Genomic DNA, 19,316 nt, shown 5'->3' on the forward strand with positions numbered 1-19,316 from the left:
AGATTCCCGGAGAAATTGGAATGGCTACACCCGCCCGCTACGCGGCTCGTCGCAGAAACTTATCGGGTGGCCGCAGCGGTTCGCAGAAATCCGCCGCTCGAACCCGGACGGAGACCCGGACGGAGTTAATTCTCCTAAAAATTACCCAATTATTTCAATAGGTTTTGGCGGAGCGGGAGGGATTCGAACCCTCGATACGCTTTTGACGTATACTCACTTTCCAGGCGAGCGCCTTCGACCACTCGGCCACCGCTCCGCATGTCCTGGACAGGAGCGTCGCCCTAGAGCGTCCTGCACGACTGCGCAAGCATTGCTCTGCATCAGCGGGGATTGCGTGGCTGGACGGTGGCGTGGCACCGTGTCGTGATGACCATGCTTCTGCCACTCCTCGCCTCGCTCGCCGCCGCGCAGTCCGTCGCCGCGCCTGCGCCCGCACCCAAGCCAACCGCCGCACAGCTTGTCGCGGCGGCTCCGGCAGAGGCCTGGGCGTGGATCGATCCCAATGACCTGCTATTGCTCGATTTCGCCGATGGCCAGCGCAGTGTCATCTGGCTCGCTGCCGAATTTGCCCCGGCGCATATCGCCAATATCCGCACGATCGCGCGCAGCGGGTGGTGGAGCGACGCGACGGTGTACCGCGTGCAGGACAATTACGTCACGCAATGGGGCGATGCGAGCGAGAAGAAGCCGCCCGCTGCCGGCATCGATCGCCATCCGCCGGCCGAATATGAATGGGCATGGGGCGTGCATGGCCGCGCGGTCGCCAATCCGTATCGTGATGCTTATGCGACGCGCACGGGTTTTACCCCGAGCGGCTGGGCCGTGGCGGGCGACGGCAAGGCGCAGTGGCTGCCGCATTGCTATGGCATGGTCGGCGTGGCGCGCGATCTCGCACCCGATACCGGCACTGGCGGTGACCTCTATACCGTGATCGGCCATGCCCCGCGCCATCTCGATCGCAACATCGCCCTGGTCGGGCGTGTGATCGACGGAATGGCGGCGTTGTCGGCGCTGCCGCGCGGCACCGGCGGGGGGCTTGGCCTGTATGAAGATGCCAAGATGCGCGTGCCGATCAAGCGTATCGTCCTCGCGGCCGATTTGCCGCCGGGGGAGCGGCCCGCTTTCCAATATCTCAGGCCCGACGCGCCCGTGTTCGCCGCCACGCTGGAGGCACGCGCCAATCGCGGTGGGCCGTTCTTTACTGTACCTGCGGGCGCTGCAGACCTGTGCAATTTGCCGGTGCCGGTGCGCAAGGCCGCGGCACCGCAGTGAGGCTTATTTGCCGACCCAGTCGGCCACCTCGCCCGCAACGGTGTTGGCGGCCTGGTTGAGCGCGACGCTGACTGGCCCCGCTGCGATCGCGGTAACGTGAACGCGCGCTTCGAAGCGGCGCTTTTCGACGATCTTGCCGGTGGTACGGATCAGCGAGCCATCGAAGGTGACCACCGCATCCTGCGTGGCGGCATCGACCCCAAACGTGCGCAACTCGCCCGAGAGGACCGCGCCGGGATCGGAAAAGGCCTGCGAACTGCTCAGCACGACACGACCGGTCTTGGCGGGGATCGTGTCCGATAACAGTCGCGCGAACATGCGGTTGGGCGGCTCGACCCATTGCGCCTTGGCGACATACGCGATCGAGGTCTCGCTCGCTTGCACCGGGATGCGCGTGCCCGCAAGCGACTGGCCGACAACGGGCACCTGGATTGTGATGGTCGGTGCCGTGCCCGAATTCTGTGTGTTGCCGGCGGGCAGGGTCGCGGTGGAGGTCAAGGTCAGCAGCGAGGGCGGAGGCTTTGCCGCAAAGCTGATGCAGCCGGCCAGCGGCGCCATCGCGGCCAGCGCGAGCAGCGCTCTGGTGGACGAACGAATCATGGTCACTGTCCCTTTCCGGGCTTGTAATCGGGCAATTTCGGTTGACCGATCAACGCGCTTGCGCCACCGCGATCGAGCTTTTCGGTGACCGAGGTAAGCGCTTGTGACATCTGGCGCAGATCATGGACGAGCTGGCCGACCTCGGGGATGGTCTGCTTGGAGAAGGCCTGCAGGCCCGGACGCGCATCGCCAATCGCGGCATCGAGCGTTTCCACACTGTGCTGCGCGCTGGCGATCGCCTTGTTGAGGTTGCCGATCACCGGATGGATGTCATCCTTCAACAAACCATTGGTGGTATCGGCGAGATTGCCGATCTGTTCCGCGGCGATCCCGGCCTTTTGCAAGGTCGTCTTGGTTTCGGCGAGCGTGGCGGCGATGTCGGGCCCGCGATCGGCCAAGGCCTTGGTCAGGCGATTGGTATTGGCGAGGATACCGGTGATCGATTGCTGGTTTTTCTCCGACAGCACGTCCGACAGTTTCTCGGTCAATGTCGAGATGCGTTCGAGCAATTGTGGCGCGGAACTGAGCAGCGCGCCAAGCCCGCTCGCCTTGGTCGGGATCGTCGGCACGCCATTGGGGCAATCGCTGAGCGGGTTGACCGCCGGGCACGTGATCGGCGGTGCGCCCTTGATCGCGCCATCGAGCTGCACCGTGCTGGTGCCGGTAAAACTGCCTTGCAGCGTGGCGGTGGTGCCGACCAGGATCGGCGTATCGGCATTGACGCTGATGCGCACGCGGACGAGCTGGGGATCGGGCTTCCACAGCTTGATGTCCTTGACCTGGCCCGACGGCACACCCGAAAAGGCAACCGCTGACCCCACGGCCAGGCCGTCGACCGACTGCTTGAAGAAGATATCATATTCCTTGTTGGTGGCGGTGCCCCAGCGGGCGAGCCACACCAGAAACAACAGCATCACCGCGAGCAGGATCAGCACGACGGTGCCGACCAGAACGTGGTTCGAGCGGGTTTCCATCAGCTACTGCCTTTCGCTTGCGCGATCTGTTCATTGTGGTGAACCGTCGCGATCGCCGCCCGCCCGCGCGGGCCCTTGAAATATTCCTGGATCCACGGATGGTCGAGCGCGAGCAATTCGTCGATCGTGCCGACCGCGATCACCTTTTTGTCGGCGAGCACCGCGACACGGTCACAAATCGCGTACAGCGTATCGAGATCGTGCGTAATGAGGAACACCGTCAGCCCCAGCGTCTTTTGCAGCGAGGCGGTAAGCTCGTCGAACGCGGCAGCACCGATTGGGTCGAGCCCGGCGGTGGGTTCGTCAAGAAACAGCAATTCCGGATCGAGCGCGAGTGCGCGCGCCAGCCCGGCGCGCTTTTTCATGCCACCCGACAGTTCCGCGGGGAATTTCGGGCCGGCATCGGCGGGCAGGCCGGTCATCACCACCTTGTAGGCGGCAATCTCGTCGAGCAGCGCCCCCTCCAGAGTGGGATAGAATTCGCGTAGCGGCACCTGCACGTTTTCCGCCACGGTCAGTGTCGAGAACAAGGCCCCGCCCTGAAACAATACGCCCCAGCGCTTGGTGAGGCCGATCAGGTCGATTTCCTCGCGATTGACGGTCGATTCGCCGAACACCTCGACCTCACCCGCAACCGGCACCTGCAAACCGATGATCGACCGCATCAACACCGATTTGCCGGTGCCCGACCCACCGACCACGCCGAGAATCTCGCCGCGCCGCACGCTCAGATCGATGCCGTCATGCACCACCTGATCGCCGAACGCGCTGCGCAGGCCGCGCACGACGATGACCGGATCGTCCGCGTGGGTATCGCGCATCACTTCCACCCGATTGCGGTGAAAAAGACCGCAAAGAAGGCGTCGAGCACGATCACCAGAAAAATCGCCTGCACCACCGCCGCCGTGGTGCGTGTGCCGACCTGTTCGGCGTCGCCCTCGACCAACATCCCCTGGAAACAGCCGGCGATGGCGATGATGAGGCCGAACACCGGCGCCTTGATAAGTCCGACATAAAGATCGGTAAGCGGCACCACCTCACGCAGCCGTTGGATGAAGGTGACCGGCGGGATGTCGAGCGTAATCCAGCACAGCAGCCCGCCGCCGATGATCGACCAGAGCGAGGCATACATGCCGAGCAACGGCATCATGATGACCGATGCCAGCACGCGCGGCAGCACCAGCGCCTCCATCGGCGATACGCCGATCGTGCGCATCGCATCGACCTCTTCGGTCAACTTCATCGTGCCAATCTGCGCCGCGAACGCCGAGCCGGATCGCCCGGCGACCATGATTGCGGTCATCAGCACGCCCAGCTCGCGCAAGGTGATGCGGCCGACCAGATTGATCGTCAGAAATTCCGCGCCGAACTGCTGCAACTGCACCGCGCCCTGTTGCGCGATGACGACACCGATCAGGAAGCTCATCAGGCCGATGATGCCGAGCGCGCTGACCCCGACGACTTCGAAGCGCTGGATCACCGCATTGAACCGAAATCGCCGGGGATGCGTGGTAACGTGCCAGAAGGCGATCAACGTCGCGCCAAGAAAGCCGAGCAGACCATATAAGGTGCGCCCGGTCTGGACGACGGCATCGCCGATTTCACCAACGACGCGCGTGAAGCTGCCAAGGGAGGCGGGGCGCATGGCCACTGGCTGATCGGCATGGGCGACTTGCGACAGCAGATGCTTGCCATCGGCATCGAGGCCGGTGACATCCGCATCATGTTCGGCGGCGAAGCGGTGGATCAGCCACGCCCCGACCGTATCGATTCGGGTGACCGCGCTCAAATCCACATGCGCAACCTGCCCCTGGAAAGTGCGGAGCTGCTCGGGCAAGCTGCCGATCGCCGCCAGCGACAGGCTGCCGGTGAAGCGCACGGTGTCGCGGTCGAACGAAAAGGCGGCCATATCGGTCATCTGGTGCCTTCTCTGCTGCAATCGGGGTAGATCGGCAAGGCTCCAACATCCTATGGCGCTGCAATGCACCATCTTAGCGTTTACGATATGGACAAGACCATCACATACGCGCCGACCTGGACTTCGTTCCTCGTCCGCACGGCATGGGCGCAGGCGCCGTGGCGGCTGGCGCTGCTTCCGGTCGCCGGGCTGGCGACGCTCGCTTATGCGGCGGGAGTGATCGGGCGGGCGCGGCTGAAGGAAATGACGCACGCGTTGTTGCTGGGCGATGCACTGCCTGAGGCCAAGGCCGCGCGGGCGGCGGCACGCTTCGCCGACCGGATTGTTGCGAGTGGAGTCTATGCCGGTGCGCTGGCGCAAATCGCGGCGGACCGGGCGGCGGGATACCGGCTGGTGCTGGCGACTGCCTCTTATGGTTTTTATGCCAGCGCGATTGCCGAACGGCTTGGCTTCGACGCGGTCATCGCGACGGGCGTGGAGCGCGCGGGCACTGTGTTGCGCGCGCGTATCGCGGGGGAAAATTGCTATGGTGCGGCCAAGCTCGGGATGATCGAAGCATGGCTGGCGGGGCAGGGCATTGCGCGGACCGATGCGCTGGTCCGCTTCTATTCGGACCACGTCTCGGATGCGCCGTCGCTGGAATGGGCCGATGTCGTCATCGCGGCCAACCCGCACGCACCGCTGCGCGCGCTGGCCCATGCTCGCGGCTGGACGGTGGAGGATTGGGCACGTTGACGGGCAGGGCGCAGGATTTGGCGCCCTACAGGGTTACATCGACCGTATGGATCGCCAACCCCACCAAACCGCCAACCAGGGTGCCGTTGACGCGGATATATTGCAAATCGCGGCCGACGGCATTTTCCAGGCGCCGCGTGATTGTGTGGGCATCCCAGCCGCGGATCGTTTCGGACACCAGTCGCACGATGCCGTCGCCATAATCCGCCGCCATGCCCACCACGGCGCGGCGCACGAAGCGGTTGATCGTCGCGCGCAATTTCGCATCGGTCTGCAACGTTTCGCCCAGTTGCCGCAGTGCATCGCCGACCGGGCCTGCCAGCATCGCATCGGGATTGCGCGCGATCCGCAGCATCCCGCCGCGCGCTTGCTCCCACAGCCCGTCGAGCCAGCGCTGCATCGCGGGATTGTCGATAATCTCGCCCTTCACCGCCGCGACGCGCTCGCGCATCCGGGGATCGTTGATGAGATCGTGGGCGAGCGCGGCCAGCCCGGCTTCGGCCTTTTCGCGCAAAGGATGGTCGGGGTCCTCTGCGATCCCCGTCAACATGCCATTGAGACCATCGATGATCTTGGTCGCCAGCGTCTCGTCGAGCCCGGTCCAGCGCATCACGGTGCCCGCGCGATCATGCACCATCTGGCGAATGAGCTGTTCGTTGGAAGCCAACAGCCGCGCACCCCAGCGCACGATGCCGTCGAGCAGCGGCAAATGCCTGTCTTCGGCAATCGCCGCGCTCAGCGCCTGGCCGAGCAGTGGCGATACGTCGAGCGCGCGTAGCCGTTGCCCGATCCCGGCCTTGACCATTCCGCCAAGACGTTGCTGGTCGAAAGCCTCCAGCATGTGCGCGGCAAGGCCTGCGGCACCGCGCCGCAACCGACCATCGCCACCGGGCGGATTAGCAAGCCAGCGTCCCGCCGCCCCCGCCATATCAACACCGCGCATCCGCCGCGCGACGACGCCTGGAATGAGGAAATTGTCGCGCAGGAAGGCGGCGAGCGTGGTGCCGATCCGATCCTTGTTGCGCGGGATGATCGCGGTGTGGGGGATGGGGAGGCCAAGCGGGTGCCGGAACAGCGCGGTAACCGCGAACCAATCGGCCAGCCCGCCTACCATTGCCGCCTCGGCAAAGGCGCGCACGAAACCAAGCGCGGGATAGCGATCATCGAAGGCGCGCGCGACCAGGAAGGTCGCCGCCATCAGTACGAGCAGTCCACCCGCGATCCAGCGCATCCGCACCAGGCCAACAGGCGGGGCCTCGAAGGTGCGGGGCGGTCGGGTGCGGCTCATACCCCGACCAATCCCCGAACGCGCCGATAGTTCAAGTGCAAAGCGCCATCCGGCCGATTTCCGATCGGCGCGGGCAGGGTTATTCGGCCGGCTGCGGTTCGTCGTCACCCGGTTGATAAACGATGCGGGTGGGGGCCGCAGGGCCAAGCTCGGGGCGGTGCGGACGGTTTTCGATCAGCGGGCCATGATCGTCGCCCGCGCGGTACGTCAGCAGGTTGCGGCGCAGGAATGGACCGACCCGCGCCTCGACCCCGACTGCGAGACTGAAGCTGGCCGGTACGATCAGCAGCGTCAGGATCGTCGACATCGTCAAACCGCCGATTACGGTGATACCCATCGGCACGCGCGACGAGCCATCGCCGGTCAGCGCCAACGCGGTCGGCATCATGCCCGCGACCATCGCCACCGTCGTCATCACGATCGGCTGCGCGCGCTTGTGCCCGGCGTCGATGATCGCCGTTACCTTATCGACGCCCTTGTTCATCTCCTCGAGCGCGAAGTCGATCAACAGGATCGAGTTTTTGGCGACGATACCGAGCAGCATGATCAACCCGATATAGACTGGCAGCGAAATCGGCGTGTTGGTGATCCACAGCCCGAGCAACCCGCCAAGCGGCGCAACCGCCAGCGACAGCACGTTGATGAAAGGCGGCAGCAAACGCCGATAGAGCAGCACGAGCACCGCGAACAACAGCACGACACCGGCGAGCAGGGCGACGATGAAGTTGTTGATCAACTCAAGCTGCCACTTGGATTCGCCAAGGACGATTTCCTTCACGCCGATCGGCAAGTTCTTCATGATCGGCAGCGCGTGGATCGCCGCCTGCGCGGTGCCGCTGACCACGCCCGGCGCAAGGTCCGCGCCCACGGTAAGCTGGCGCTGCTGCGCGACTCGCTCGATCTTGGTTGGCCCCGCGCCGAAGCCGATGCCGGCAACGACGTTGAGCGGGACCGATCCGCCAGTCGCGGTTTGCACCGGAATGTTCTGGATCGTCGATAGACGCTGGCGTGCGTCCTGATCGAGCGCGACGCGGATCGGGATCTGCCGATCCGACAGCGAGAATTTCGCACTGTTCTGGTCGATGTCGCCAAGCGTCGCGAGCCGGATCGCGTTGGACATGGCCGCGGTGGTCACGCCAAGGCTCGCCGCCAGATCCATGTGCGGGGTGATGACGATTTCGGGCCGCTTCAAATCGCCGCCAATGCGTGGCGCGACGATGCCGGGCAGGCTGGACATCGCCTCGACCAGCTTGGCACCGGTATCGGCCAACAGTTTGGGATCGTCCCCGCCAAGCGTAACGGTAAGCGCGCGCCCGCCGCCGCCCCAGCCGCTGTCGGAGCGGAACGACACGCGCGCATCCGGGATTGCCTGCAGCTCAGGGGCGAGCGAGCGTTCGAACTCATAGCTCTTCATCTTGCGTTCGCGCTTGGGCTTGAAGATCGCGGTGACGCGACCATTCCCGACAAACGCCCGCGAATAGACCGACTCAACACTCGGTTGCTTCTGCAGGAATTCCTGAACGCGAGTGACCACCGCCTGTGTTTCGGCCAGCGTCGTACCCGGGACCATTTCGACCAGTGCCGTGCTGCTGTCGCTGTCGCGCAGCGGCTGGAAAGTGGCCGGGATCGTCATGAACAGAAGGATCGTTACCCCGAAGGCAGCGGCTCCGCCGAGGACCGCCGACCAGCGATGCAGCAATGTCCACTTCAGGATGCGCATATAGACATCCATCACCACACCCTCGCCATGCGAGGCTTCGCCATGCGCCTTCAGGAAATAGGCGGCGAGCATCGGCGTGATGAGGCGCGCAACGGCAAGGCTCATCAGCACCGAGGCCACAACCGTCAGGCCGAAATTCTTGAAGAACTGGCCGGAAATACCGGGCATCAGGCCGACCGGCAGGAACACCGCAACGATCGCCATCGTGGTGGCCAGCACGGCAAGCCCGATTTCATCAGCCGCGTCGATTGCGGCCTGATAGGCGGATTTGCCCATGCGCATGTGCCGCACGATGTTTTCGATTTCCACGATCGCATCGTCAACCAGCACACCCGCCACCAGGCTCAACGCCATCAGCGTCATGTTGTTGAGCGTGAAGCCGAGCAACTCCATGACCCAGAAGGTTGGAATCGCGGAAAGCGGAATGGCAAGCGCCGAAATGATCGTCGAACGCCAGTCGCGCAGGAAGATGAAGACGATCAGCACCGCCAACGCGGCCCCCTCGACCATCGCCTCCATCGCCGCATCATATTGCGCCTTGGTATATTTGACGCTGTCCGAAATGCGCTTGAAATGGACCTTGGGATTGCGCGCCTCGAGCGCGGCAAGCTTCTTTTCCGCTTCTTCGAACACGGTGACGTCCGAGGCACCCTTGGCGCGCTGGAAATCGAAGCTCAGCACCTGGCGGCCGTTGAGCTGCGAGGCCGAACGCTGTTCGGCATAAAGATCTTCGACGCGTCCAAGATCGGCGACCTTGATCGCGCGCCCGTTGCCGGTTGCGATTTGGACTTGCCCCAATTCATAGGCGGTTTGCGCATTGCCGAGCACGCGAACCGACTGCTCCGAGCCCGCAATCTGGGCGCGACCGCCAGCGGCATTGAGGTTCACCTGGCGCAGTTGCTGGTTGACCTGCGCCGCTGTCAGCCCCTGCGCCGACAGTTTTAGCGGGTCGAGGATGACGCGGATTTCGCGATTCACCCCGCCATTGCGATCGACCCCGGCCAACCCCTGAACCGACAGCAATTCCTTGGCCACGGTATTGTCGATATACCAGCTCAATTGCTCGACCGTCATGTCGGTGCTGATCGCGGCATAGCTCGCCAGATCGTTGCCGGTCGTGTTGGCCCGGATGATTTGCGGTTCAAGAATACCATCGGGCAGGTTGCTGCGAATCTGCGCGACGGCCGAGCGGACATCCTCCACGGCCCGGTCGATCGGCGTACCGATGGCGAGCTGGACGATGGTCTGGGAATTGCCTTCGGTAACCGTCGAATTGATTTCGTCGATGCCCTGCAGCGAACGGACAGCCGCTTCGACCCGTTGCGTGACTTGCGTCTCAAGCTCGGTCGGTGCCGCCCCAGGCTGCGAAATTTCGATAATGACAACCGGAAAATCGATGTCGGGCTGATTGTTGACGTCGAGGCTGCGAAAGCTGACGATCCCCGCGATCGTCAACATGAAGAACAGGACGATCGATGGGACCGGGTTGCGGATCGACCAGGCCGAGATATTCCGGAAGTTCATCGCCCTACCTCTTGTTTGCCGCGTCCGCTGTTACCAGCGTCGGCTTTACCTTTTGGCCTGGATTAAGAAAGGCGCCAGCCGTCAGGACAACCCGTTCGGTGCCATTTAGTCCAGAAGCAATCGCGACGCCCGAATCGGAGACCTCCCCGACGGTAATCGCCCGCCGAACGACTTTGTCGTCGGGCCCAACTACATAGACGTAATTGCCCTTTTCGTCGCTCTGGATCGAGGCATTGGGCAATTGCGGGACGTCGGTTGACCCAGAAACGATGGTTGCGGCGGCAAAACCACCCGGACGCAGCAACGGGTTATAGGACAGCGCGATGCGGGCGATGCCCTGGCGCGACTGCGGATCGATCACGGGGGAGACCTGCCAGACCTCGCCGGTAAACACATCGCTGCCGCCAACGGGGGTCACCTTCGCTTGCGATCCGACATGAAGCCCGCGCAAGTCGGCCTCGCTCACCTGCGCGCGCAATTCCATCTGGCCGCCCTCGGCGAGGCGGAACAATACGCCCGAGCCCGCGCTGACGATCTGACCCGGCTCGACCGCGCGGGTCAGCACAAGGCCGGCCGCGGGTGCGCGGATGTCGAGGCGGTCGGTGCGGGCCTGGGCTTCGCCCAGCGTGGCGCGCGCTACCGCGACTCGCGCCAGTGCGGCGTCGCGTGTCGCGGCCTTGCGTTCGAGATCCGCCTTGGAGATGAAGCCGCGATCGACCAACTGCTTCGCGCGGTCGAGCTCGGACTGGGCGATGGCGGCGTCGGATTTCGCGACGTTGATCTGTGCGACAAGCGACGCCGCAGTCTGGGTGGCGACCGAACGGTCGACCAATGCAAGCACCTGATTCTTGCTTACCCATTGGCCCGGTTCCACCAGCACGCGCACGACCATGCCGCCTTCACCCGAAACGCCGACCGGCATTTCACGCCGCGCGGCGAGTGAGCCCGTCGCGGAAACCACGCGCGCGACGCTGGATCGCCCCGGTACGACAACGGAGACCAGCGGTAGCTGCACCACCGGTTTCGCGCTCGGGGCAGGGCTGCGCCCAAATACGAGAAAGGCGATGAGCGCGATGGCCAGGACCGCGGCCACGAGCGCCGCGATGATGCCCCAACGCGGTCGCCGCGATCCGTGGTCGCCCGGCAAGCCGAGAATTTCCTCATTGCCGATCGTCCGCGTCTCGTAATTCATCTGCGTCAATTCCCGACCCCTTGGGCTCTCATACCGCCTCGGCACCACGAGGTTGCCGACCATTCATTGTCACTGTGTTATAGAAATAGATCACCGACCTCAAGAGGCCGATTGCTTCAAATGCGGCATGACGCGTTTCGGGTTCGCTCGCAAGGACACACAAGGGAGAAGGCCGCTTAATACGTCACGTTGACGAAACAAATTGGTTGCATTTGCATCTAGCGAACGCGAGGTTTCGCACCGGTCCGCCGCTGGCGGGCGACAAGGGGGAGAAAGACGGTGGATCGCTCTATTCTCGGTTGGCTGCTGATCGGCCTCGTTGCGGGCGTGCTCGGCAAGATGATTATGCCCGGCAAGGATCCGGGCGGCTTTATCGTAACGATTCTGATCGGGATCGTGGGGGCATTACTGGCAGGGTTCGTCGCCAAGTCGATGAACGTCACGTTGGTCGGCGGCTGGCAGAATTATGCGGCGGCGACCGGCGGCGCGGTGATCCTGCTGGCTCTGTACCGACTCGTGACGTCGCGCCGTATTCGATAGTTCGTTCTGTTCATCCCCGGTTGGCGAGCACGCTGGCATTACAGCCGGCATGATGCGGGCCGAAGAGCGGCTTGTTCAACCGGGAGATATTGATGCGTTCGTCCCTTTTCCTGTTCGCCCCTGCTTTGCTGCTGGCTGGGGGTAGCCCTGCCGCGGCGCAGACCGTGTCCGCGCCAGTCGCTGATGGCACACTGCTTGATATCACCGCCGAGGGGCATGTCGCGCGCGTCCCTGACGTTGCGACCATTCGCGCGGGCGTGGTGACGCAGGGGCAGACTGCCTCCGCCGCGCTGTCCGATAATGCTGGCCGCATGGCGCGGGTGCTTGCCGCCTTGAAGAAAACCGGCGTGGCGGCGCGCGACGTGCGCACCGCCAGTGTCTCGCTCAGCCCGCAATATCGGTATACCGATGGGCAAGCCCCCGTCCTGACCGGTTATCAGGCAAGCAACAGCGTCGCGGTGCGGTTTCGCGACATTGCCAAGTCGGGTACGATCCTCGACGCGCTTGTTGCCGAGGGCGCGAACCAGATTGATGGCCCCAGCCTTTCGATCGATCAACCGGACGCCGCGCTCGACGAGGCGCGCAGTGCGGCGGTGAAGGTCGCGCAGGCACGGGCCGCGCTTTATGCCAAGGCGGCGGGTTTGTCGGTCGCACGGATCGTGTCGATTGCGGAAAGCGGGGCGAATGATGGCGCATCACCGCAGCCGGCGGTGCTTTACGCCCGCGCGATGAAGACGAACGAAGCCACCCAAATCGCGGCCGGTGAAACCGAAATTTCGGTCACGCTTTCGGTGCGGTTTCTGCTGAAATAAAACGAAGCGCGTTCAAAAATTGGCCGCCGGGTTGCCCCGGCGGCCAATTTTTAAACGAGGAGTTGGAGCTTAGAGACCGTTTGGAAATGCGCGATGGCGCATTTCCAAACAGACTCTTAGCGGACCGACCCGCGGCGAACGAGGTTGACGATTGCGAGCAGGATAATGGCACCGATCAGAGAGTAGACGAAGGTCATGACCTGATTTATTCCAGCGCCAAACAGAAACGAAGCAATAAATGATCCGATGATTCCGACGACAACGTTAAGGATGATACCCTGTTGTCCGTCGGTCCGCATCACCATGCTGGCAAGCCAACCGCAAACGCCACCGACAACGAGCCAAATAAGGAGACCAACCATCTTATCCTCCATTTGCCCGGCTGCATCCGGGCTACGAGGGTAAGACTCATGAATTGCGAATTTTGTTCCGGTTACGGTTTGAAAACACAGTGCGGCTCGATCAATATTTCTGCTGGCGCTCGTACAGCGATTTGTAATGCTGGATCCGCGTGACGCGCAGACCGGGCATCCCCGACCGGTCGATCGCGCGCTGCCAGCCGGCAAATTCCTCGACCGTCAGGCCATAGCGATCGCACACCTCGTCAACCGACAGCAGCCCGCCATTCACTGCGGCGACAACTTCGGCCTTGCGGCGCACGACCCAGCGCGTCGTCTCCGGCGGCGGGAGCGATTCGAGCGTCAAGGGCTCTCCGAGAGGTCCGATCACCTTGGCCGGGCGGATCTTCTGGTTTTCGATCATTCTTAAACCTCGTGTCGGGGCGGGGGCCCCCTGCATCTCAATAACGGCAATTACCCGAAGGACTTGAACACTGACTAAAGCGGCTCGGTAAACAAGGCTTTCATTTATTGCCTCCCGCAGTCGGCGTGGCGGCAAGCATTTCGGCTACGACCAGATTGAAGGCACCGTGCGCGGGTGCAAACCAATCCGGTTTTGGATTGGGTCCAGGCAGCCGACTCTGGATGATGGCAGTCGGGCTCGCGGCCTGGCGCGCCGCGATTCCGACCATCAGCACGGCGAGGTCCGGTGGTAATGCTACCACCGTCGCATCGGCTTCGAATCGAGAAAAACTGAGGTCCACGCACGCACTTCCGCTAGGGATCGAAACTCTGTTGTAGCGGCGAGGTCCTTTCGGGCGGGTAAAGCTGCCGCTCTTTTTTCGGCTTTTTTGCAAGTGCGCGCGCGAACGCCTATCTGCGCCGCCATGACCGAAGCCGATTTTCAACTGGGTGCCGATCTTACGGGCAAGCGCATCGTCGTCGCCATGTCGGGCGGGGTCGACAGCTCGGTTGTCGCTGCGCTCGCCGCGCGCACCGGCGCGGAGACAATCGGCATCACGCTGCAACTCTACGATCATGGCGAGGCGGTCGGGCGTGCGGGTTCGTGCTGTGCCGGGCGTGACATTCGCGATGCGCGCAGCGTGTGCGACCGGCTCGGCATCGCGCATTATGTGTTCGACCATGAATCGCGCTTTCGTGACCAGGTGATCGATCGCTTCGCCGACGATTATCTCGCCGGGCGCACCCCCATTCCGTGCATCCAGTGCAATATGGGGCCGAAATTCACCGATTTGCTCGCCGCCGCGCGCGATTTGGGGGCGGATTGTCTGGCGACCGGCCATTATGTGCGGCGCGTGGAAGGGCCGGGTGGTGCCGAACTGCACCGCGCGTTCGATCCCGCGCGCGACCAGAGCTATTTCCTGTTCGCAACGACGCAGCAGCAGCTCGATTATCTGCGCTTTCCGCTGGGTGGGTTGCCCAAGCCGCGCGTGCGTGAAATCGCCGCCGAATTGGGGCTGGGCGTGGCGGGCAAGCCCGACAGCCAGGATATCTGCTTCGTGCCCGACGGCGATTATGCCTCACTGGTCAAAAAGCTGCGGCCCGAGGCCGACACCAGCGGCGAAATCGTCGATGAAACGGGACGGGTGCTGGGGCGGCATCGGGGCCTGATCCACTTCACCGTCGGTCAGCGGCGCGGGCTTGAGATCGGCGGGACACCGGAGCCGCTTTACGTAATCCGGCTCGAGGCCGTGACCAAGCGCGTGGTGGTGGGGCCGAAGGCGGCGCTTGCGGTGGGCGCGGCGCGGCTGAGCGGGGTCAATTGGCTGGGCGGGGACCATACCGGGCCGATGACGGCCAAGGTCCGCTCGCTCGCCAAACCGGTTGCCGCACGCTTCGACGGCCAGCGCGTTGCCTTTGATGCGCCCGAATATGGCGTGGCACCGGGCCAGGCGACGGTGCTTTACGCCGGTGACCGCGTGCTGGGCGGCGGCTGGATCGAGGAAACCGAAAGCGCGCTGGTCGTGGCATGACGCGGATCAGGGCAGGAAGAACGTGCCTTCCATCACCGTGACGCACTGCCCGCCAAGCACCACGCTGTCGCCATCGAGCTGGCAGGTCAGATACCCGCCGCGCGCGCTCGCCTGATAAGCGGTGAAGCGGTCGCGACCGAGGCGCGCGGCCCAATAGGGTACGATCACCGAATGCGCCGAGCCGGTGACTGGGTCTTCATCGATCCCTGCACCGGGCGCGAACATGCGGCTTACCACGTCGGTGTTGTCGCCAGGCGCGGTGACGATCGTCTGGCGATCGCCGCCCTGTGCCAGCGCGCGGAGATCGGGCGTGATGCCGCGCACGGTCGCTTCGTCCGCGACGACGACAACGCGGTAGCCGCCATCGCGCCATAAGGTCTCGACCGCATCGACGCCGAGTGCGGCAACGATTTCGGGCATCGCCTTGGGGGCGGGCGCCCATGCGGGCAGCGCGAGTGCATAGCCGTCGCCCGCACGCTTTACCGTCAGGATACCGGCCTTGCGCGTGCGGAAAGACACTGTGTCGCGCTCGGGATCGCTCGACAGCACGAAATGCCCGCTGGCCAGCGTGGCGTGGCCGCATAACGCGACCTCGGCGGTGGGGGTGAACCAGCGCAGCTCAAAGTCGCTCGCCGCGGTTTCGTCGGGAACCAGGAACGCGGTCTCGCTGAGGTTGTTCTCGGCGGCGATCGCCTGCAGCACAGCATCGTCGAGCCACGCGGCGAGCGGCATTACCACCGCCGGATTGCCCGTGAAAGCTGCGCTGGCAAAGGCGTCGATCTGGACAATGGGCAGTCTCATGCGCGTTTCCCGAACCAATGCGGGGTGACGTCGGCCTCGACCAGCGGATTGTCGGTGTCGATATGGCCTTCGGGATCGAGGTGGATCAACACCTCGACCTTGGGGAAGGCCTTGTGCAGCGCGCGTTCGACGCCCTCGACCACCTTGTGCGCCTGCGCGACGGTGATGTCGCCCGGCACTTCCATGTGGAATTGCGCGAAATCATGCGTGCCGGCGTGGCGCGTGCGGAAATCGTGAATGCCCTTGATGCCGGGCTGGCGCGCGGCGACCTCGATGAAATCGGCGCGCATCGCCTCGGGCCATTCCTTGTCCATCAAATGGTCGATCGCGTTGGACGAGGCGCGGAAGGCCCCATAAGCGAGCCACAGCGCGATCACGATGCCGAAGATCGGATCGGCGCTGCGCCAGCCGAGATATTGGTCGAGCACCAGCGCCACGATCACCGAGCCGTTGAGCAGCACGTCGGACTGGTAATGGACATTGTCGGCGACGATCGCGACCGATCCGGTGCGGCGGATCACCGCGCGTTGATAGGCAAGCAACACCACGGTCGCAAAAATTGCGATGAGCGACACGCCGATACCGAATTCGGCACTTTGCGTCGGCTCCTTGCTGCCCAGCGCGAGCACGGCGCGCCATGCGATCCCGGCGGCGGACGCGGTAATCAGCATGACCTGGAACAACGCCGCCAGCGATTCCGCCTTGCCGTGGCCGAAGCGGTGGTCGTGGTCGGCAGGCTGGGCGGCCAAGCGTACGCCGTATAGCGTTACCGCGCTGGCCAGCAGATCGAGCCCCGAATCCGCCAGGCTGCCGAGCATCGCGATCGATCCCGTCGACCAGGCGGCATAGGATTTCAATACGATCAGGAAGACCGCCATCGCCACGCTGGCGATAGCAGCGCGCACCGCGAACGGAATGGCGCGGCGCTGGTCTTCGGTCATGGGTAGAGCAGCCCTTCGCTCCAGCCATCGGCAGCGCGCGTGAACACGCGGCGTTCGTGCAAGCGGTGCGCGCGGTCCTGCCAGAATTCGATGCGGTCGGGGGTTACGCGGTAGCCGCCCCAATGCGGCGGGCGTGGCACGTCCTGGCCTTCGAACTTGGCCTGGAACTCGGCGAAGCGTGCCTCGAAGATCGCACGATCGGCCAGCGGGCGCGACTGGTCCGAGGCCCAGGCACCAAGCTGCGAGTCGCGACCGCGCGAGGCGAAATAGGCGTCGGATTCGGCATCGGTCACGCGACTGATCGCGCCTTCGATGCGGATCTGCTGGCGTTGCGATTTCCAGTGGAACAGCAAGGCGGCGTGCGGATTGGCGTCGAGGTCGCCCGCCTTGCGGCTCTCGCGGTTGGTGTAGAACACGAACCCCTCGGGGCTGCGGCCCTTCAGCAGCACCATCCGCACCGACGGTCGCCCGCTGGCGTCGGCGGTAGCCAGCGCCATCGCGTTGGTGTCATTGGGTTCGCTGGCGCGCGCGGCGGCATACCAGAGGTCGAACAGGGCAAAGGGATCGTCGGTCATGCCGGTGCTTTAGCGTGCCCATCCCATTGCGTCACCCCGAACCGGCACCGATGCGACGACCAGGGCACCTAGACAGTAACCTGCTCGCCCAGTTCCAGCACCTTGCCCGGCGGGATCCTCAGGAAGTCGGTCGGGTCGCTGGCATTGCGTTGAAGGAACATGAAGATGCGGTCCTGCCAGAGCGGCATACCTTGATTGGCGGCGGGCTTGATCGTGTTGCGGCCGATGAAATAGCTGGTCTTGGCCGGGTTGAGCACCTTCTTGTGGCTCACCGCCTCCAGCCCCAAATCGCGCGGCACGTCGGGCGATTCCATGAAGCCATAGGTCAGCACGATGATCGTGAAATTGTCGTCGACCGGGCGGATTTCGGAGCGTTCGTCGGCCTCGACCGAGGGGCGGTCGGCGGTGCGCACGCTGACGATCAGGTTCTTCTCGTGCAGCACCTTGTTGTGCTTGAGATTGTGCAGCAGCGCACCCGGCGCGCTGTCGGGATTGGCGGTGAGGAAGACGGCGGTGCCTTCCACGCGCTCGGGCGGGCGCTTGGCGAGCGCGGCGGCGAGATCGGCGAGCGGGACGCTCTGCCGCGCCTCGAACGCGCGAACGATGCCGCGACCGCGGTTCCAAGTGTAAATAATCAGCCCGATGGCGGCGGCAACCACCAGCGGCACCCAACCGCCTTCGACCACGCGCAGAATGTTCGCGCCGAAGAAGATCAGATCGAGCATAAGGAACGGCAGGATCACGGCAAGCGCCAGCGGACGCCCCCAGTTCCAGCGATGCCGCACGACGATATAGGCGAGCAGTGTCGTCACCACCATCGTGCCGGTCACCGCGATGCCGTACGCGGCGGCCATTGCCGAGGAGGTGCGGAACTGGATCACCAGCACCAGCACGCCCGTCAGCAGCAGCCAGTTGATCGATGGCAGATAAATCTGCCCCGCTTGCGTGGCCGAGGTCTGGCGGATGCGCAGGCGCGGCAACAGGCCGAGCTGGATTGCCTGCTGCGTCAGCGAATAGGCACCCGTGATCACCGCCTGGCTGGCGATGACGGTGGCCATCATGGCGAGGACGATCAACCACGGACGCACGCTCTCCGGCGCCATGACGAAGAACCAGTCCTGATTCACGAACGGTTTGCCCGACACCGCAGCCGCTTCGAGCGCGTTCAGGGCATAAGCCCCCTGGCCGAGATAATTGAGCACCAGGCACGGGAAAACCAGGAAAAACCAGCCGATGCGGATTGGCCTGATACCGAAATGGCCCATATCGGCGGTCAAGGCCTCGGCACCGGTGACCGTCAGGAACACAGCCCCCAGTACGAACAGCCCCGTCACGCCGTGGGTGGCGAGCAGGATTGCGCCATAATGCGGGGAAATGACGCGCAGGATCGAAGGCTCGTCGGCGATGTGCCACAGGCCGAGCCCACCAATTGCCAGAAACCACACGATACAAACCGGGCCGAACAACGCGGAAACGCTCGCGGTGCCGCGGCTCTGGATGAAGAAGAGCGCGACGAGGATTACGATCGTCACCCCGAGGATCGCCGAATCATCGAAAATGGGGGCGAGCGCGGGAATGGTCTTCAGTCCCTCCACTGCTGACAACACCGACAATGCCGGCGTGATGATCGCATCACCATAAAAGAGCGAAGCCCCCGCCGCGCCAAGGACCAGGGCGATGAGCGAGCGTCGCCCCAGCGCACGCCGCGCGAGTGCGGTCAGCGCCAGTACGCCGCCTTCGCCCTGATTGTCCGCGCGCATCAGGAAGATGACATATTTGACGGTGACGACCAGGATCAGCGACCAGATTGCGAGGCTCAGCACGCCGAGAATCTCGCTGGAGTCGATGCCGTCGCCTGCCGTCTGGCTCAACGCTTCGCGAAAGGCGTAAAGCGGGCTGGTGCCGATATCGCCGAACACCACGCCGATCGCACCGATCGTCAAGGCCAGCAGCGCCGGATGGGGGGCGTGCGGGGCGGGGCTGTCAGGCTTGGTCACGGTCGCTGCGGTCATAAGCGGTGAATGGCTCGTCAGGAAGGACGGCGCGCTTTACGCTCGTGGCGGCTTTGCGCAAGGCCTTTGATACGCGCGCC

The 19,316-nt window shown here is 64.1% G+C and carries 19 protein-coding genes and 1 tRNA gene; 5 read left to right on the plus strand and 15 right to left on the minus strand.

The genetic code is table 11. The annotated features are described in order from the left end of the window. Positions 1 to 165: 165 nt before the first annotated feature. A tRNA-Ser gene (locus WC704_RS10695) sits at positions 166 to 256 on the minus strand. A 116-nt stretch (positions 257 to 372) separates the two neighbouring features. On the opposite strand from WC704_RS10695, the gene WC704_RS10700 reads away from it, so the two are divergent. Then, positions 373 to 1,272 carry a peptidylprolyl isomerase gene (locus tag WC704_RS10700; protein ID WP_372890208.1) on the plus strand — a complete coding sequence of 300 codons (900 nt, stop codon included), beginning with the start codon at positions 373 to 375 and terminating at the stop codon, positions 1,270 to 1,272. Positions 1,273 to 1,275: 3 nt separating this feature from the next. Here the strand turns inward: WC704_RS10700 and WC704_RS10705 are convergent, their stop codons facing one another. The 4 genes from WC704_RS10705 to WC704_RS10720 are packed head-to-tail and all read right to left on the minus strand — an operon-like array spanning position 1,276 to position 4,764. Continuing rightward, entirely contained in the window at positions 1,276 to 1,878 is a 603-nt protein-coding gene (locus WC704_RS10705) for an ABC-type transport auxiliary lipoprotein family protein (RefSeq protein ID WP_372889912.1), read from the minus strand. Continuing rightward, positions 1,875 to 2,846, minus strand: a complete 972-nt coding sequence (locus WC704_RS10710; RefSeq protein WP_372889913.1) for an MlaD family protein — start codon at positions 2,844 to 2,846, stop codon at positions 1,875 to 1,877. Before WC704_RS10710 ends, WC704_RS10705 begins: the two co-directional genes overlap by 4 nt. Further along, positions 2,846 to 3,667, minus strand: coding sequence for an ABC transporter ATP-binding protein (locus WC704_RS10715; RefSeq protein WP_372889914.1), 822 nt, complete (start codon positions 3,665 to 3,667; stop codon positions 2,846 to 2,848). The genes WC704_RS10710 and WC704_RS10715 overlap by 1 nt, the downstream gene beginning before the upstream one ends. Next, the gene (locus tag WC704_RS10720; protein WP_372889915.1) at positions 3,667 to 4,764 is read right to left on the minus strand and encodes an ABC transporter permease; all 1,098 of its coding nucleotides are present in this window, start codon (positions 4,762 to 4,764) and stop codon (positions 3,667 to 3,669) included. The genes WC704_RS10715 and WC704_RS10720 overlap by 1 nt, the downstream gene beginning before the upstream one ends. Positions 4,765 to 4,827: 63 nt before the next feature. On the opposite strand from WC704_RS10720, the gene WC704_RS10725 reads away from it, so the two are divergent. Beyond that, positions 4,828 to 5,499, plus strand: a complete 672-nt coding sequence (locus tag WC704_RS10725; RefSeq protein WP_372889916.1) for an HAD family hydrolase — start codon at positions 4,828 to 4,830, stop codon at positions 5,497 to 5,499. A 25-nt stretch (positions 5,500 to 5,524) separates the two neighbouring features. Here WC704_RS10725 and WC704_RS10730 read toward each other — a convergent pair whose 3' ends face one another. From WC704_RS10730 to WC704_RS10740, 3 genes are all read right to left on the minus strand, one after another. Next, positions 5,525 to 6,787, minus strand: coding sequence for a DUF445 domain-containing protein (locus tag WC704_RS10730; RefSeq protein WP_372889917.1), 1,263 nt, complete (start codon positions 6,785 to 6,787; stop codon positions 5,525 to 5,527). Positions 6,788 to 6,866: 79 nt separating this feature from the next. Then, positions 6,867 to 10,031, minus strand: coding sequence for an efflux RND transporter permease subunit (locus WC704_RS10735; protein ID WP_372889918.1), 3,165 nt, complete (start codon positions 10,029 to 10,031; stop codon positions 6,867 to 6,869). Positions 10,032 to 10,035: 4 nt separating this feature from the next. Continuing rightward, the gene (locus WC704_RS10740) at positions 10,036 to 11,223 is read right to left on the minus strand and encodes an efflux RND transporter periplasmic adaptor subunit (RefSeq protein WP_372890210.1); all 1,188 of its coding nucleotides are present in this window, start codon (positions 11,221 to 11,223) and stop codon (positions 10,036 to 10,038) included. A 279-nt stretch (positions 11,224 to 11,502) separates the two neighbouring features. Between WC704_RS10740 and WC704_RS10745 the strand changes: the two genes are divergently transcribed. Continuing rightward, positions 11,503 to 11,763 (plus strand): GlsB/YeaQ/YmgE family stress response membrane protein, encoded by a 261-nt coding sequence (locus tag WC704_RS10745; RefSeq protein ID WP_372889919.1) that lies wholly within the window; start codon positions 11,503 to 11,505, stop codon positions 11,761 to 11,763. A gap of 92 nt (positions 11,764 to 11,855) precedes the next feature. Further along, positions 11,856 to 12,575 (plus strand): SIMPL domain-containing protein, encoded by a 720-nt coding sequence (locus WC704_RS10750; protein ID WP_372889920.1) that lies wholly within the window; start codon positions 11,856 to 11,858, stop codon positions 12,573 to 12,575. A 116-nt stretch (positions 12,576 to 12,691) separates the two neighbouring features. Here the strand turns inward: WC704_RS10750 and WC704_RS10755 are convergent, their stop codons facing one another. From WC704_RS10755 to WC704_RS10765, 3 genes are all read right to left on the minus strand, one after another. Continuing rightward, a complete protein-coding gene (locus tag WC704_RS10755) occupies positions 12,692 to 12,937 on the minus strand; it encodes a GlsB/YeaQ/YmgE family stress response membrane protein (RefSeq protein WP_372889921.1) in 246 nt (81 codons plus the stop codon). Between the two features lie 100 nt (positions 12,938 to 13,037). Then, on the minus strand, positions 13,038 to 13,337 hold the full coding sequence (locus WC704_RS10760) for a DUF1153 domain-containing protein (protein WP_010404863.1): 300 nt from the start codon (positions 13,335 to 13,337) through the stop codon (positions 13,038 to 13,040). A gap of 100 nt (positions 13,338 to 13,437) precedes the next feature. Further along, positions 13,438 to 13,677 (minus strand): hypothetical protein, encoded by a 240-nt coding sequence (locus WC704_RS10765; protein WP_372889922.1) that lies wholly within the window; start codon positions 13,675 to 13,677, stop codon positions 13,438 to 13,440. A gap of 123 nt (positions 13,678 to 13,800) precedes the next feature. Between WC704_RS10765 and mnmA the strand changes: the two genes are divergently transcribed. Beyond that, the gene (mnmA, locus tag WC704_RS10770) at positions 13,801 to 14,907 is read left to right on the plus strand and encodes a tRNA 2-thiouridine(34) synthase MnmA (RefSeq protein ID WP_372889923.1); all 1,107 of its coding nucleotides are present in this window, start codon (positions 13,801 to 13,803) and stop codon (positions 14,905 to 14,907) included. Between the two features lie 6 nt (positions 14,908 to 14,913). Here the strand turns inward: mnmA and WC704_RS10775 are convergent, their stop codons facing one another. The 4 genes from WC704_RS10775 to WC704_RS10790 all read right to left on the minus strand — a co-directional run bounded on the left by WC704_RS10775 (position 14,914) and on the right by WC704_RS10790 (position 19,236). After that, positions 14,914 to 15,708 carry a PhzF family phenazine biosynthesis protein gene (locus WC704_RS10775; protein WP_372889924.1) on the minus strand — a complete coding sequence of 265 codons (795 nt, stop codon included), beginning with the start codon at positions 15,706 to 15,708 and terminating at the stop codon, positions 14,914 to 14,916. Next, positions 15,705 to 16,649 (minus strand): cation diffusion facilitator family transporter, encoded by a 945-nt coding sequence (locus tag WC704_RS10780; RefSeq protein ID WP_372889925.1) that lies wholly within the window; start codon positions 16,647 to 16,649, stop codon positions 15,705 to 15,707. Before WC704_RS10780 ends, WC704_RS10775 begins: the two co-directional genes overlap by 4 nt. Next, entirely contained in the window at positions 16,646 to 17,224 is a 579-nt protein-coding gene (gene pdxH / locus WC704_RS10785) for a pyridoxamine 5'-phosphate oxidase (RefSeq protein ID WP_372889926.1), read from the minus strand. The genes WC704_RS10780 and pdxH overlap by 4 nt, the downstream gene beginning before the upstream one ends. Before the next feature lie 68 nt (positions 17,225 to 17,292). Beyond that, on the minus strand, positions 17,293 to 19,236 hold the full coding sequence (locus WC704_RS10790; protein WP_372889927.1) for a potassium transporter Kup: 1,944 nt from the start codon (positions 19,234 to 19,236) through the stop codon (positions 17,293 to 17,295). Positions 19,237 to 19,316: the final 80 nt, after the last annotated feature.

The organism is Sphingomonas sp., from assembly GCF_041661885.1.
Lineage (GTDB): Bacteria > Pseudomonadota > Alphaproteobacteria > Sphingomonadales > Sphingomonadaceae > Sphingomonas.

Coding starts and splice junctions, on each gene's coding strand:
- WC704_RS10700 (WP_372890208.1), top strand. CDS start 373: ATGCTTCTGCCACTCCTCGCCTCGCTCGCCGCCGCGCAGTCCGTCGCC.
- WC704_RS10710 (WP_372889913.1), bottom strand. CDS start 2,846: ATGGAAACCCGCTCGAACCACGTTCTGGTCGGCACCGTCGTGCTGATC.
- WC704_RS10715 (WP_372889914.1), bottom strand. CDS start 3,667: ATGCGCGATACCCACGCGGACGATCCGGTCATCGTCGTGCGCGGCCTG.
- WC704_RS10720 (WP_372889915.1), bottom strand. CDS start 4,764: ATGACCGATATGGCCGCCTTTTCGTTCGACCGCGACACCGTGCGCTTC.
- WC704_RS10725 (WP_372889916.1), top strand. CDS start 4,828: ATGCACCATCTTAGCGTTTACGATATGGACAAGACCATCACATACGCG.
- WC704_RS10730 (WP_372889917.1), bottom strand. CDS start 6,787: ATGAGCCGCACCCGACCGCCCCGCACCTTCGAGGCCCCGCCTGTTGGC.
- WC704_RS10735 (WP_372889918.1), bottom strand. CDS start 10,031: ATGAACTTCCGGAATATCTCGGCCTGGTCGATCCGCAACCCGGTCCCA.
- WC704_RS10740 (WP_372890210.1), bottom strand. CDS start 11,223: ATGAATTACGAGACGCGGACGATCGGCAATGAGGAAATTCTCGGCTTG.
- WC704_RS10750 (WP_372889920.1), top strand. CDS start 11,856: ATGCGTTCGTCCCTTTTCCTGTTCGCCCCTGCTTTGCTGCTGGCTGGG.
- WC704_RS10755 (WP_372889921.1), bottom strand. CDS start 12,937: ATGGTTGGTCTCCTTATTTGGCTCGTTGTCGGTGGCGTTTGCGGTTGG.
- WC704_RS10760 (WP_010404863.1), bottom strand. CDS start 13,337: ATGATCGAAAACCAGAAGATCCGCCCGGCCAAGGTGATCGGACCTCTC.
- mnmA (WP_372889923.1), top strand. CDS start 13,801: ATGACCGAAGCCGATTTTCAACTGGGTGCCGATCTTACGGGCAAGCGC.
- WC704_RS10775 (WP_372889924.1), bottom strand. CDS start 15,708: ATGAGACTGCCCATTGTCCAGATCGACGCCTTTGCCAGCGCAGCTTTC.
- WC704_RS10780 (WP_372889925.1), bottom strand. CDS start 16,649: ATGACCGAAGACCAGCGCCGCGCCATTCCGTTCGCGGTGCGCGCTGCT.
- pdxH (WP_372889926.1), bottom strand. CDS start 17,224: ATGACCGACGATCCCTTTGCCCTGTTCGACCTCTGGTATGCCGCCGCG.
- WC704_RS10790 (WP_372889927.1), bottom strand. CDS start 19,236: ATGACCGCAGCGACCGTGACCAAGCCTGACAGCCCCGCCCCGCACGCC.